We start from the raw sequence: 13,814 nt of genomic DNA on the forward strand, positions 1-13,814 counted from the left end.
TCAAGGCAGTCACGAGTTGCGGGGCGCGCGCCCCGGTTTCCTCCGGCTCTGGTCACACCGGGCGCGTGAGGCTGTGCCACGGCGGGCTGTCGGACATGCCGAGGGCGGGTGCGGGCGGTGCGGCGGGGCGACGCCGGTGGGTGTCCTGTCCGTGCGTGGTGGTGGGCGGGGCCGTCGGGGCAGGGCCGTGCGGGCCGCGCAGGGCGGCTCGCAGCACCCGTGGCCGCAGCGCGGTGGCGGGTGGTGCGGCCGTCTGGAGGAGCTGGAGCAGCGCCTTCGCCGCGTAGGGGTCCCTGGTCGCGGCTGCCGCGATCCTTGCCTGGTAGCGCCTGCTGAGCCGGGTGCGCAGGCCGGCCCGCGGGTCCTGGTCGTCCTTCGCCGCCCGGGAAGCGCGGGTGCTCGTCCGCCAGGCGGGGGCCAGTCGGTGGGCGAGGGCACGGCGTAACCGGTAGCCGAGGCCGACGGCCGTGCCGTGGCTGGCCAGCATGTGGTCGAGGACGAGGGCGGAGTGCACCGCCGCCGTCATGCCCTGGCCGTGGACCGGATCGAAGGCGGCGAAGGCGTCACCGAGGACGAGGAACTGGTCGGGCCAGCGGCGCAGCTTCTCGTAGTGACGCCAGCGGTTCTCGGTGGCCCGGCAGCCGTAGACCGGGCCGAGCGGTGTGGCGCCCCGGAGGACGTCGTGCAGCAGGGGGTGGCGCAGGGCGTCCGCGGCGCGCAGCAGTCCCGCGTGGTCGGTGGGCAGGCTCCTGCCGTCGCCGACGCAGACCGACACCGACCAGCGTCCGCCCTCCAGGGGGTTGAGCATGCCCTGGACCGGGTCGCCGGGCGAGGGCAGGAGCAGCAGGCCCTTCCAGTCGGCGACATGGCCGACGGGCATGGCGAACACGGCGGTGGCGAAGGCGGTACCGGCGTCGGCCACGGTCTCGTGGGGAGGCTCGTAGCCGAGTTCGGCCAGCCATTGGGGGGCGCGCGAGCCGCGACCGGTGGCGTCCACCACGAAGTCGGCGGATATCAGGTGGCGGGTGGCCCACCCGCCGGGTGTCTTCCGGTCCCGCCGGCGTACCCATACGCCGGTGACGGTGTCGTGGCGGCCGGGCTGGAGGGCGACGGCCTCGTGCTCGCGCAGGAAGGTCACCTTGGGGTCGGCGAGCAGCCGGTCGCGTATCACCGCGTCGATCAGGTCGCGGCCGGCGCTGAGCATCGACAGGCCGGAGTCAGCCCGGGGCAGCCAGCCGCTCGGGCCGAGCAGCAGCATGTCCTCGGGCATCCGGACGTGCACCGCTCCGGCGTCGGTCAGGTCCTGGCGTATGCCGGGGAACAGCTGTTCCAGACCCTGCTGGGCGGCTGTCATGAGGCTGTGCGTGTGCCTCGCCTGGGGGACTCCTCGGCGTCGACCGGGTCCGCGTGGGACCCAGTCGCGTTCGACGACGGTGACCTGGTCCATGAAGTTGGCCAGGGCCCGGGCCGCGGTGAGCCCGGCGAGACTCGAGCCGACGACCACGGCGTGGCCGTAGCCGCCACCTCCGCCGACGACAGGTGCGTGCACGCTCAACTCGCCCGCCCCCTTCTTGTGGGTTGTTCTTGCATGATGCGGGCAACGGCAGGCCGCGCGGCAGGGATTGGCCGGCGGAGGGTGGAAGCTCAAGGGTTTGTCGACGTGGTCGTGAGGGTGACTCGAGCGGCGGTGAGCACGCGAAGGCCGCGTGCCGGGGGGCCGACCGTGCCGGCCGACGTTCGGGGTCTTTCAGGTGGTCGTGTCGGGGTCGTGTCGGTCGTGTCCGCGTCGTGTCCGCGTCGTCCCGGCCTCGTGTCGGCACCTCGACGGCGAGCCCGCCGTACCTTCAGGCGCGGACGGTCTTGAGGGCGCGGGCCCAGGACTCCAGCTGGCCGAACAGGACGGGCGCGGTGGCGTCGTGCTGCTCGCCGGGCTTGAACAGGGACCAGTTCTCGAAGTCGGTGAACATCGAGAACGACAACTGCTGGCGGACGTGCGCCAGCTGGAGTTCGCTCGCGACGACGCGCAGGTGCTCGACGGCGCGGACGCCGCCGAAGGTGCCGTACGAGACGAAGGCGGCGGCCTTGTCGGCCCACTCCTGGTGGAGGTAGTCGATGGCGTTCTTCAGCGCGGCCGGGATGGAGCGGTTGTACTCGGGGGTGACGAAGACGTACCCGTCGAAGGCGGCGATCTTCGCGGCCCAGGCCTTGGTGTGCTCGTTGCGGTACTGGCGGCGGACCGCCGGGACGGGCTCGTCCAGGAGCGGCAGCGGGTGGTCGGCGAGGTCGATCAGTTCGTACTCGGCGGCGGTGCGGGCCCCGGCCCGGTCCATGACCCAGTCGGCGACGGCCTTGCCGTTGCGGCCGGGGCGGGTGCTGCCGAGGATGACGGCGATCTTCAGGTCACTCACGGGTGCTCCTTCGTACAGGCGTTGGCGCCGCGTTCAGGCGTTCTGGCCGGCCTCGGCCGTGTCGGACTTGTCGTAGAAGCCGTCTTCGTGGATCGGCTGGACCTCGATGGGCCGGCCGTTGGCCTCGAGCCACTCCTCGCGCAGGCGGGCGGCCTCCTCGTCGGCCTGGGCGGCGGGGACCAGGCGGCCGTCGGGGGTCAGCCGCATCGGCCGGTCGCCGGCGGGGCGCCAGTCGAACCGGGCGGCGATCTTGAACAGGTCCTCCTGGGTGAGGGGGCCGCCGTTGTCCTTCTCGGCCTGCAACGCGGTGGGGTGGTAGTCCTCGTAGCCGCCGGGCATGTGCAGGGTCAGGAAGTGCGCGCCCTCGCCGGGAGGGGTGGCCCAGGTGTGCCGGGTGCCGGTGGTGATGTGGGCCATGGCGCTCGGACCGAGTTCGACGACCTCGTCGTCGACCTGGACGATCAGCTTGCCGGAGACGACGAAGTACGTCTCCGTGGACTCCGCGTGCGTGTGCAACGGGGGGCCGGACCAGGCCGGCCCCTGGCGCGTCTCCACCAACGACGCCGCCCCGTCCGTCATCATGCTCGACAGCACGATCTCGAATCCGCGGCGGCCTTCGGGCCGGTCACCGGGGTGGATGATGTAGGTCATGGGGTCCCTCTCTCGGATCGCATCGCACGGCGTCTTCGATCTAACCCGCGGCTCGGGTGTCCGACTGCGGATGCCGGGACGCGGTTGGACAGGGAGGTTTGCCGTTACGGTCCGCGCGCGCAGCGGGCCGGGCGGGCGGGCCGCGGTGGCGGGCGGGCGTCGGGTGGCCGTGGCGCTGCCGGGTGTCGTGCCTGGTGGCGAGGGTCTGCGCGGGTGTGGGGGCGAGGGCCGGGCCGACCCGGGACCGGGGGTGCGGTGGCGGGTGGCCCTCGTCGGTCGAGCGGGCCCCGGGCGCGGCTTCGGACGGGGTCCGGGCGCGGCTGTGGCGGGACACTGGCCGCACTGCGGCGGGGAGCAGGCCGTACTCCGGCGGGGGGCGGGGTGGGCTGGGGCAGGGCTCGAGCGGATCTGCGGTACTTCTCCGCCGCCCCGCCGCAAGGTGGCGTGGATGGCCTCTGACCGCCGACCACTGAGGAGACCCGCCATGTGGGATCTGCTGCGCACCTGCCGCGTGCGGCGCGCGATCTACCGTTGCGTGGTGGTGTACGGCACGCCCCACACGGGCCCGGAGCCCGGTGGCACGAGCGGAGCGCTCCGGCACGCAGTCCCCGGGGAAGCGGTGGGCCCGTTGACGGGGCCTGTGTCGGGGCCGGGGTCTGTGCCGGGGCCGGGCCGTCCGGAGCAGGTGGGCGGGGATGTGGCGTTCACGCCGCTGGAGCGGTGCCTGGCACGGGAGTTGGAGTCTCGCTGAGGGCCGTGCTCGGTGCCGGCAGTGCCGGTGCCGTCGGTGCCGTGAAACGCTGCTGCCGGGGCCCTTGGCGGGGCCCCGGCAGCAGCGGAGGGAGGGGTGGTGGTCAGGCGGCCACGCGCTCGGCGAGGAACTCCTCCCAGGTGCGCTTGCCCACGTCGTTGCCCCGCAGGGCGAGGTTCTGGCCGGCGCGGTAGGCCTTGCCGGCCTTGCCGGGCATGCGCACGGGCAGCATCGGGCGGCGCTTGCCCTGCGCGGACAGGTAGCTGCGCAGCAGGTCGCCGAGCGGGTAGACCTTCGGTCCGGCCAGGTCGGGCACGCGGCCGGCCGGCTGGCCCAGAGTCAGCTCGACCAGGCGGGCCGCCACCTCCCGGGAGTCGACCGGCTGGAACTGCAGGCCGCCGGGGGCGGGTACGACAGGCATCTTGGTCATCTTCTGCGCCATCATCCACACGATGTCGTGGAACTGGGCGGCGCGCAGCATGGACCAGGGGATGCCGGAATCGGTGATGATCTTCTCCGCTTCAAGCTGGGTCTTGAACCAGCCCAGTGGCATCGTGTCGGTGCCGATGACGGAGATGTAGACGATGTGACGGACGCCGGCCTTCTTCGCGGCGGTCACCAGGGTGCGGGCCACCTTGTCGTCGCCCTTGTTGCTGCCGGCGAGGTGCAGCACGGTCTCCACGCCGCGCAGGGCGGTGTCGATGCCCTCGCCGGTCATCAGGTCGACGGCGAAGTACTCGATGCCGTTGGCGGACTCGCGGGGCTTGCGGGCAAGGATGCGTACGTCGTGGCCGGCCTGCTGCAGCAGGGGGACCACATGGCTTCCGAGGGTGCCTGTGCCACCGGTGACCAGAATGGGTGCGGTCATCGCTCCCTTGTCTCCTCTTCGCTCTGGGGGTCTGGAGTTCCTGCGGGTTCGGGGTCGTCTGATGCTAGATACCCGCGGTGACGCGGGCCGGGCCGAACCAGTTCTCCAGGGCTGCGGTCAGGTCGGCGCCGCCCGGTTCCGCCCAGGCGACGTAGCCGTCGGGCCGGACCAGTGCGGCGGCCGGCAGCTGCGGCGCGCCCGGGGTGTCGGCGGGCACCCAGGTGCCGGTGACGACGTCGACCCGGTCGGACCAGGCCGCCGCCCGGTCCTGCGGTCCGTCGGTGACGTCGGTGACGACGAGGACGCCGCGGCCCGGGCGCAGCAGTTCGGCGACGCGGGTGCGACGACCGTCGGGCAGGTCGAGTGCGTGGTCGGGAGACAGGCGGCGGCCCACCAGGGGGTGCTCGCCGGGGCAGGTGGCGTAGTGGACGCCGAGGCCGCTGACCATGCCGGCGAAGTGCTCCGCGGCGCCCTTGTCGTCCATCAACTCGCGCATGACGGCGCGCAGCGGGTCCATCTCCTCGTCGCTGAGGTAGAGGGCGGTGGCGGCGTGGGTGTTGCGCAGCAGCTGCTCGCCGAGGGGGTGGCGCTCGGCGTGGTAGGTGTCGAGGAGGCTTTCGGAGGCGCGTCCGGTGGCCACCGCGGCGAGCTTCCAGCCGAGGTTGACCGCGTCCTGGATGCCGGTGCTCAGTCCCCAGCCGGCCAGCGGTGGGGTGGCGTGGGCGGCGTCTCCGGCGAGCAGGACGCGGCCGTGCCGGTAGGTGGCGGCCAGGCCCGCGCCGTTGCCGAAGGCGGCCGTCCAGCGGGCGCTGCCGTGGTGGATGGACTCGCCGGTCATGCGCTGCCAGGCGTCGGCGACCTCGGTGAAGGACGGCGTGGTGGATTCGGGGTGGGGCGGCAGGCTCCGGTCGTGGATGAGGACGCGGTAGTAGCCGTCGCCGAGGCTGACGGACAGGATCATGTTGCCGCCCGGGACGTGCTCACCGGTGGGGCGCTGGCGCAGCTCGATGCCCGTCACGTCGGCCATGTACATCCCGCGGGTGGACTCCCAGCCCTGGGCGGCGATGCCGGCGAGTGCGCGGACCGTGCTGTCGGGGCCGTCGCAGCCGACGAGGTAGGAGGCCGTGTCCTGGTGGCGGCCGTCGGGGCCGTCGAGGACGAGTTCGACGCCGTCGGCGGCCTCGGTGAAGGCGACGGCCTCGTGGCCGCGTCGGACGGTGACCCCCAGTTCGGCCAGCCAGTCGGTGAGCAGCTGCTCGGTGCGCGACTGGGGCAGGCCGAGCACCCCGTGGTGGCTCTCGTCGAGCGTGCTCAGGTCGAAGCCGACACCGCCGAAGTGGCCTCGCTGGCCGCGACGGAACTCGCCCAGCCTGGCGAGCAGACCACGCTGGTCGAGGATCTCGGCGACGCGCTTGGTGAAGCCGAGGGCCCGGGATTCCCCGGACGGCGCCGGCAGTTTGTCGTAGACGGTGACATCCGCGCCGCCGAGCCTGAGTTCACCCGCGAGCATGAGACCTACAGGGCCGGCACCGACCACTATGACGCGAGTATCCACAATCCGCTCTCCCTTTGCAGCGTCGAAGACATATGTCCGCCCACGACGTCGAGCGCCGATGTGGCACCCATCATGACATGAATGCCACTCGCGTAATAGTCGCGCCAGCGGACCACAGCAGCTTTATGCGCCCTTATCGAGCGAATGCCCACTTTCCCCTGATCATCCCTCGAGTATGCCTCGAACATTTCTCGAATGGACTTCAAGCGGGCTTCAAGCGGATTTCGACTGGAATTCGAGGGCGGGTTCCGAGGGCAGGACGGGGGCGTCCCAGTCGATGCGGTGGGTGAACTGCCAGTCGAGGGGCTCGGGCTTGAGGTCGCGCGCTCCGCGCGTGAGCGGGCTGGCCTTGCCGGCGTTGGTGCGAGCGGCCAGGGCGATGATCCGCTCCACGCGGGCCCGCCGCAGCCCCTCGTACGCCGTGAACGCCTGGTCGTAGGGCAGGTCGCGCAGGCAGCGCGCCAGCTGTACGGAACTTTCCACGGCCTGCGAGGCGCCCTGCCCGGAGCTGGGGGAGGCCGCGTGGACGGCGTCGCCGACCAGGACCATCCGGCCCCGGCTCCAGGTCGGTACCGGCGGCATGGTCTCCAGCGGGCCGGTGATCAGCAGGTCGGCCGCCTCGGTGCGGGCCAGCAGGTCAGCGGCGGGCGCGCAGTGGTCGGCGTACGCCTGGCGCAGCCTGTCCAGCCACTGTTCCGGCGGGGTCTGCCGGGCCTCGGCCAGCGTCAGCGGCTCGGGGTGCGGCAGGTTGACGAACCAGCCGCCGGAGCCGTCGGCGTGCACCAGGTGGCCGAAGGAGCCGCCGGGGCCGTAACTGACGTGCAGCTTGCCGTCGGTGCCGGGCAGCCCCGTCTCGGCCAGCGGGGCGGCGAAACCGAGCAGGCCCGCGTACTGGGGGCGGGGGGCGGCCGGGTCGATGAGGGCGCGCACCGTGGAGCGGATGCCGTCCGTGCCGACCAGGATGTCGGCGCTTTCCTCGGTGCCGTCGGCGAAGTGGGCTCTGACGCCGTCGCCGGTGTCCTCGGCGCGCACCAGCTGCTTGCCGTGCAGGGTGCGGATGCCGCGGCGGGTCGCCTCGTCGTACAGCGCCCGGTACAGCTCGCCGCGCCAGACGAACCGGGACGGCGGCAGGTCGGCCGGCAGGGTGATCTCGCCGAGCAGTTCGCCGTCGCCGCTGTGCAGGACGGTGCCGCGCATGGGGGTGCCGACCTGGCGGATGACGTCGCCGACGCCGATCGCGTCGAGGGCGTGCACGCCGTTGGGTGCCAGGCTCAGGCCGCCGCCGATGCCGTCGGCGGTGACGTGGTGGGCCTCGTGGACGCAGGCTTCGATCCCTGCGCGCTGGAGCGCCATGGCCGTGGTCGAACCGGCGATGCCACCGCCGATGACCAGTGCGGTGCGGATCTGGGAGGTCATAACTCCTGCTTTGGTCGGTCGGGGGCCGTCGATCGGCCCGCTGCGGGGCGTGGACGCTTCGGTCTCGGCCGTGTACGGGCGCCGGCTCGGGATTTCTCGACCTGCGCGGCTGACCGCGGGGAAGTGCGGGGGCCGGCCCGCTTACCGGGCGAGGGTAATTCAGCGGATCCCCGCCGACAACACCCGACGGCATTTCCGGTGTTCGACTGCGGAATGCCGAGGTTGAACAGTCGGGTGTTCAACTGTCCACGCTTTCCGCATTGACCGCCGCCGAAATCCGCGGATACGTTCTCGGACAGAGATGGAAAACTGGCAGGAATATGTCCCTGGGGAGTTTGTGATGCACAAGGTCGTATCGCGGGACGGCACCACCATCGCCTATGAGAAGTCCGGCGAGGGCCCCCCGCTCGTGCTGCTCGGCGGCGGCTTCCGCGACCACACGGCCTTCGACACACTCGTCCCGCACCTGGCTCCCCACTGCACCGTGTACGCCTACGACCGGCGCGGGCGTGGTCAGAGCGGGGACGCTCCCGCCTACGCGGTCGAGCGGGAGATCGAGGACCTCCAGGCGGTCATCGACGAGGCGGGCGGTCAAGCGGCGGTGTTCGGCGGCTCCAGCGGGGCGATCCTGGTGCTGGAGGCGGCTCTCGCCGGTGCGTCGATCAGCAAGCTGGCCCTGCTGGAGCCGCCCTACCGGGTCCCGGGTTTCCGCACGCCTCCCGCCGGTTTCGCGGAGAAGCTGGACGCGCTGCTCGCCGAGGACCGGCGCGGTGAGGCCGTCGAGTACTTCCTCGCCGAGCACGTGGGCTTCCCGCCGGAGTGGGTGCAGGAATGGAAGGACAGCCCGCTGTGGCCGTCCAACGAATCGCTGGCGCACACCCTGCCCTACGACACCGCGGTGATGGGCGACGGCCGGGTGCCGGTCGAGCGGCTGGCCGGAATGCGGCTGGAGACGGTGGTCATCAACAGTGATCACACCGGCGACTGGCTGCTCGCGGCGGCCCGGGCGACGGCGGCGGCACTCCCGAACGGGCGGCTGCTGGAGCTGCCCGGGGTGTGGCACCGGGTGCTGCCGGAGGTGCTCGGGCCGGTGCTGGTGGAATTCGTCACCGCCTGACACCGGGCGGCGGGCGGGCGGTGCGCGGGCGGTGCGCACCGGGCCGCCGGGCCCCCTGCCGGGGCCGGTCATCGGCGAGCCCCCTGGCGGGGCCCGCACCGGGAGACCCGGGGCGGGCTCCGGCGGGGGCTCGCTCGCGTGCGCGGTGGCCCAGGTGGCGCCCTTGCTGCCGGGGCCGGCCTCCCGGTGGAGGGCTTCGCTCATGCGGCCGGCCTCCCGGCGGGGGCCTTCGCTTCATGCGGCCGGCCTCCCGGCGGGGAGCTTCGCTCATGCGGCCGGCCGGTGCCGCCGGGAGCGGCACCGGTTGGGGGCGGCGGTGCCCGGCCGCTACCAGGGGACGGTGCCGGTGTCGTCCTGCGAGGTGCCGGTGGGACCGTCGGGGCCGAGCAGGGCCAGCCGTACCGCCGTGACGGCGCCCTGTTCGACCGACTGGTGGCCGCGGTGGTTGTTCATGTCGGTGGCGGTGAAGCCGGGGTTGGCCGCGTTCACCTTGATGGGGGTGTCCCGCAGTTCCCTGGCGTAGGCGAGGGTGAGCGCGTTCAGAGCCGTCTTGGAGGACTGGTAGGTGACCAGGTTGTAGTCGCCGAAACCGGCGAAGAGGTCCGCGTTCAGGGTGAGGGAACCCACGGTCGAGGACATGTTGACGATGCGTCCGGCCGCGGAGCGGCGCAGCAGCGGCAGCATCGCGTTGGTCACCGTCAGCACACCGAAGACGTTCGTCTCGTACACCTCGCGCAGTTGCTCGGCGGTGGCCGCGCCGGGCGGGCCGTGGAACGCCCCGGTGATGCCCGCGTTGTTGACCAGGATGTCCAGACGGCCGTACCGCTCGTCGATCGTGGCGGCCGCGTCCGCGACCACGACGGGATCGGTCACGTCCAGCAGCAGCGGGTGCGCGTCGAGTCCCTCGGCGGTGAGCGCCTCAGCGGCGAGCTTGCCGCGCTGCGCGTCGCGGGCGCCGAGCAGCACGGTCACCCCTCGCGCGCCGAGCTGACGGGCGATCTCCCGGCCCAGGCCCTTGTTGGCACCGGTGACCAGGGCGACCCGGCCGTGTTCGGGGGCGCTGGTCATGCCGCCGTCACCGCCTCGCCGAACCAGTGCGCGAGCGCGTCCGTCAGGCCCTCGGCGCCACGCTCGTCGCCGACCCAGGCGACGTATCCGTCGGGGCGCACCAGGAGGGCGGCGGCGCCGTCGAACGGGTCGTCGGCACCGGCCGTGTGCGGGGACGCGGTCACGACGTCGACCCGGTCCTGCCAGGGGGCGGCGGCCCGGTGCACCCGGGCGTCGCCGGCCAGGTCGAGCAGCACCCCGCGTGCGGTGTGCAGCAGCTCGGGGCTCGTCGTCTTCTCGCCCGCCCCGTCGACCAGTTCGGTGCTCGGCAGACGCCGGCCCAGCAGCGGGTGGTCCGGCGCCGTCATGGCGTACCGGATGTCCAGACCGGTGACCATGCCGATGAGGTGCCGGCGGACCTCGGGCAGCTCCATCAGTTCCGCGAACAGGTCCCGCATCGGCTGCATGTGCTCGCCGGTGATGTACAGGCTGCGCTGGGTGAGGGTGTTGATCAGGACCCGGGCGCCCACCGGGTGCCGCTCGTCGTGGTAGGTGTCGAGCAGGTGTGCGGGGGCCTGGCCCTTGACGGCCAGCGCCAGCTTCCAGCCGAGGTTGACCGCGTCCTGCACGCCCGCGCTCATGCCCTGGCCGCCGATGGGCAGATGGATGTGCGCGGCGTCGCCGGCCAGGAACACGCGCCCGCTGCGGTACTGGTCCGCCTGCCGGGTGGCGTCGGTGAACTTGCCGATCCAGCGCGGTGTGCCGCCGCGGATGTCCTCGCCGGTCAGCCGCTGCCAGGCGGCGGCGGCCTCCTCGAAGGAGGGCGCCGCGTCGCCCTTGCGGGGGACGACGCCGGCGTCGTAGTAGGTGACCCGGAAGGTGTCCGGGCCCTGCTGGAAGGCGAGCACCATGCCGCCGGGCACCCGCTCGCCGTTGGGCCGCGGACGCACCCCGGTCACTCCGACCACCTCGGTGAACGCCATCTCGATGGTGGCGTCGTGGCCGGGGAAGCCGATGCCCGCCCTCTTGCGGACGGTGCTGCGGCCGCCGTCGCAGCCCACCAGATAGGCGGCGCGCAGCCGGGCTGGTCCGTCCGGGCCGGTCACCGTCACCTCGACGCCGTCGTCGCCGGAGTCCAGGCCGGTCACCTCCCAGCCGCGGCGCACGTCGACGCCCAGCTCGTCGGCCCACTCGCCGAGGACGGCGACGGTCAGCGACTGCGGCACGCCCTTGGCCCCGTAGGAGCCGCCCGGCACCTCCCGGTAGTCGAGCGGGACCCCGCCGAAGTGGCCGATGGGGATGGTGTCGAAGCCGCCGAACCGGGGAAGCAGCCCGCGCTGGTCGAAGGTCTCGATGGTGCGCGCCGTGAAGCCCAGGGCGCGGGACTGGTCGGTCGGCTCCGTCGATTTCTCCAGCACCACGCACCCGACGCCGGCCAGACGCAGTTCGCACGCCAGCATCAGCCCGACAGGACCGGCTCCCACAACGATGACGTCGGTGTTCATGCGGCTCATTTCGCTCCCGGGTGAGGATGGGGGTGAGGTGGCCCGGACGCCGGCCGGCACCCGGCCGGCCCCGCTGCCCGCCCGCGCCGGGCGGCGAAGGTCCTGGCGGGTTCCCGGAGCCCTGGGCAGAGAGAGCCGGCCGCCGTCGTCATCGGCAGGCCCGCCGGGGCTCTGGTGAATCGCCCCGCCCGCCTGCGTACGTACCGTCCACAGCGCCTCCTCTTGAGGCCACGGTCGGCCGGGGCGCTCAAACGGGGCTCGGGCGCGACTCGGGCCGGGGCCCGCGGCGCAGGCCCCGTTCTCGTATTGGCCGGGGTCTACCGGTGCGGTGGCGACGCAACTCCTTAGTGGAGTCGCAGTATCCCCGCGGTCCTGCGGCGGGCCCGGTCCGCGCCGTCGATCAGCGCCTCCCGGGTGAGGGTGAGCCGGGCGCCCGCCAGCACGGCGAGCACCAGGACCATGACGAGCACCCACCAGTGCGCCAGCAGCCGATTGACCACCATCACCACCAGCCCGATGCCGGCCGCCACCACCACGGCGAAGACGACCAGCTGCACGTCCCGCTGCTGCTGCCGGCCAGGCCTCCCCCTCGTAACCACTCCCCCGCACAACCGCCCGTGCTGACAGGAGGCACTGACATCGATGCTGATACTCGGGTTCCGGCGGTCGTGACTCGCCACTGGCTGACGCCCTGGCAGGAGCTCGGTCAGAAGCCGCGTCAGCACATCAGTACCCCAGGTGATCAAAGGGGAGAACAGGCCAGGTCAGGGAAGACATGGGGCTCTGCCCCATACGCCAGCCACCCTGCGAAGGGTGTAGAGGGACGACATTCGGCCCCCTCGTTGGCCGGCCGCTGAGGGACTGTGCGACATCCCGCGAGTTCTCCTGAGCTTCACGTCTCGGTTTCCATGGCCCGCAGTCGGGCCTCGGCGTCGGCGACGACCCGCCCCGATTCCTCGGTCATCCGGCCCTCCGCGTCAGTGATCGGGCAATTCATGACCGTGACGGCGAGGCCGTCGAGTTCCACCATCGCCGCCACCTCCGCGCGCCGACGGGAGTCGTACTGAACGAAGTCGTCGCAGGCTTCGACCAGCGCGGTGAACGACGGAAGCCGTCCCACCAGCTCGGACCGGAGTTCCTGCAGTACACGCTGCATGTCCTTGCCGCGCTCGTGCAGTGCGGGCGCCGCGTCCTGCTTCTCTCTCATCCTCCTCTCGCGCCGCTCCAGGTCCCGTGCCCTGGCCTGGTGGCCGTATGCGAGCGTTTGGATCTGGCACTGCACGATGACGTCCCGCGAGAGGCCGGCCGAAGTCGTTTCGATTTTGGACAGCACCAATCTCCCGGCCGCCCTCCCGCCACCGCCGGCAGCGCGGCCGAACCACGCCTCCGTAGCGTTGCGGGCCGCCGCCCCCGACAGCTTCCTGATCGCCCTGCCGGTGGAGGCGGAGCCGAAAGTACGCACCGCGCGATAGGCACCTGCCTTGGCAACCTGACCGACGACGGGCGAGCCGACGGCCCCAAGGAGGGCGCCGCCCAGCAGCACGCCGACAGTGGCCTGCACAGCACTTTTGCGCGGCCGTCGAGGCTCGATGCCCACCTCGCCGTCGACGGTTGGTCTCTCGATCGCGGTCGGCTCGGTCAGGTCGACGTGCTTGAGACACTGAAAGACGTCACGGAAGGGGACGAGGGCCTCGTCGTAGAGCGCCTGCCGTGCCTTCTGCAGGGCGGTGTTCTCCTGGGCGACCCGCTGATCGAACTCCTCCTGCTGGCGCTCGAGCAGACGCTGGCGCCTCCGTCGGTTCGTCTCCACGAGCCTGCGTACCTCGGCTATGTCGATGGCCATGTTGCCCCCTGATGATCGGTTCGGAGATCCTAGTGCCGCACCAGACCGTTTCGTCTGCGTTGTGACGTCGATGGCTCTCTTTGACCTCAATCGGCCACTCCCTGCTCGGGGGTGACCCATCTGCTCACGATTCCCCACCTGCGGAGTGAGATCGTCTCCGTGGGGCGGGGTGCGGGTTTGCTCCTCGGCCGGCGATCAGGGCTGGTTCGCGATCCGCCGACCGAGCTGTTCGAGGAATTACTGCAAGTTGGCCGCGGCGACCTCGAAGTCGTCAGACCAGGAAGCCGTGGTGGACTTCCAGACATGTCCGCTGTCTCCGATGGCGAACAGCTGGCCCCCACCGTCGCCGCCGAGAACCAGTGCGATCGATTCGCATGCAATCCGAGCGGGGCCGTACTCGCGGACATGGTCCGCTGCCGTCGCGGCTGAGTGGATGAAGTACCCGCTGTCGACGTCGGCAGGCAAGCCTCGCTGATCACCCAGTAGCGTGGCCGGGTCGGAGGGAATTGGCGTCAGGTCCGCGCATGCGTCCGTCGCCTGGTGGCCGTCATCGGTCGCGAGCGTCACGGCGTTGTGGCCGGGCGGGAAGCCGTGCGTTTGGAGGGAACGCCGGCATCAGCTTCGTCAGGGCCGCACCGTCCTGCTCCCACCAG

General features: G+C 72.1%; 13 protein-coding genes. 2 read left to right on the plus strand and 11 right to left on the minus strand.

Going from position 1 to position 13,814, the window contains the following annotated elements:
- Positions 1–52: 52 nt before the first annotated feature.
- The 3 genes from RM812_RS20980 to RM812_RS20990 form a co-directional block, all read right to left on the minus strand.
- On the minus strand, positions 53–1,549 hold the full coding sequence (locus RM812_RS20980; protein WP_311574842.1) for an FAD-dependent oxidoreductase: 1,497 nt from the start codon (positions 1,547–1,549) through the stop codon (positions 53–55).
- A gap of 295 nt (positions 1,550–1,844) precedes the next feature.
- Positions 1,845–2,408, minus strand: a complete 564-nt coding sequence (locus RM812_RS20985) for an NADPH-dependent FMN reductase (RefSeq protein WP_311574707.1) — start codon at positions 2,406–2,408, stop codon at positions 1,845–1,847.
- 33 nt (positions 2,409–2,441) lie between these two features.
- Positions 2,442–3,059, minus strand: a complete 618-nt coding sequence (locus RM812_RS20990) for a cupin domain-containing protein (RefSeq protein WP_311574709.1) — start codon at positions 3,057–3,059, stop codon at positions 2,442–2,444.
- Positions 3,060–3,543: 484 nt separating this feature from the next.
- On the opposite strand from RM812_RS20990, the gene RM812_RS43090 reads away from it, so the two are divergent.
- Positions 3,544–3,810, plus strand: a complete 267-nt coding sequence (locus tag RM812_RS43090; protein ID WP_394816495.1) for a DUF6059 family protein — start codon at positions 3,544–3,546, stop codon at positions 3,808–3,810.
- 103 nt (positions 3,811–3,913) lie between these two features.
- Here RM812_RS43090 and RM812_RS20995 read toward each other — a convergent pair whose 3' ends face one another.
- The 3 genes from RM812_RS20995 to RM812_RS21005 all read right to left on the minus strand — a co-directional run bounded on the left by RM812_RS20995 (position 3,914) and on the right by RM812_RS21005 (position 7,649).
- On the minus strand, positions 3,914–4,678 hold the full coding sequence (locus tag RM812_RS20995; protein WP_311574711.1) for an SDR family oxidoreductase: 765 nt from the start codon (positions 4,676–4,678) through the stop codon (positions 3,914–3,916).
- A gap of 64 nt (positions 4,679–4,742) precedes the next feature.
- Positions 4,743–6,233, minus strand: coding sequence for an FAD-dependent monooxygenase (locus tag RM812_RS21000; RefSeq protein WP_311574713.1), 1,491 nt, complete (start codon positions 6,231–6,233; stop codon positions 4,743–4,745).
- Positions 6,234–6,446: 213 nt separating this feature from the next.
- Positions 6,447–7,649 (minus strand): FAD-dependent monooxygenase, encoded by a 1,203-nt coding sequence (locus RM812_RS21005; protein ID WP_311574715.1) that lies wholly within the window; start codon positions 7,647–7,649, stop codon positions 6,447–6,449.
- A 340-nt stretch (positions 7,650–7,989) separates the two neighbouring features.
- Between RM812_RS21005 and RM812_RS21010 the strand changes: the two genes are divergently transcribed.
- Complete coding sequence (locus tag RM812_RS21010) at positions 7,990–8,766, plus strand: alpha/beta fold hydrolase (protein WP_311574717.1); 777 nt, start codon at positions 7,990–7,992, stop codon at positions 8,764–8,766.
- Positions 8,767–9,093: 327 nt separating this feature from the next.
- On the opposite strand, the gene RM812_RS21015 is transcribed toward RM812_RS21010, so the two are convergent.
- From RM812_RS21015 to RM812_RS21035, 5 genes are all read right to left on the minus strand, one after another.
- Entirely contained in the window at positions 9,094–9,834 is a 741-nt protein-coding gene (locus tag RM812_RS21015; protein ID WP_311574719.1) for an SDR family oxidoreductase, read from the minus strand.
- The gene (locus tag RM812_RS21020; protein WP_311574721.1) at positions 9,831–11,318 is read right to left on the minus strand and encodes an FAD-dependent monooxygenase; all 1,488 of its coding nucleotides are present in this window, start codon (positions 11,316–11,318) and stop codon (positions 9,831–9,833) included. The genes RM812_RS21015 and RM812_RS21020 overlap by 4 nt, the downstream gene beginning before the upstream one ends.
- Before the next feature lie 344 nt (positions 11,319–11,662).
- Complete coding sequence (locus RM812_RS21025) at positions 11,663–11,875, minus strand: hypothetical protein (RefSeq protein WP_311574723.1); 213 nt, start codon at positions 11,873–11,875, stop codon at positions 11,663–11,665.
- Between the two features lie 335 nt (positions 11,876–12,210).
- A complete protein-coding gene (locus RM812_RS21030; RefSeq protein ID WP_311574725.1) occupies positions 12,211–13,161 on the minus strand; it encodes a hypothetical protein in 951 nt (316 codons plus the stop codon).
- Between the two features lie 237 nt (positions 13,162–13,398).
- Complete coding sequence (locus tag RM812_RS21035; protein WP_311574727.1) at positions 13,399–13,728, minus strand: hypothetical protein; 330 nt, start codon at positions 13,726–13,728, stop codon at positions 13,399–13,401.
- Positions 13,729–13,814 lie beyond the last annotated feature (86 nt).

This window comes from Streptomyces lancefieldiae, from assembly GCF_031845825.1.
GTDB classification, from domain to species: Bacteria; Actinomycetota; Actinomycetes; order Streptomycetales; family Streptomycetaceae; genus Streptomyces; species Streptomyces lancefieldiae.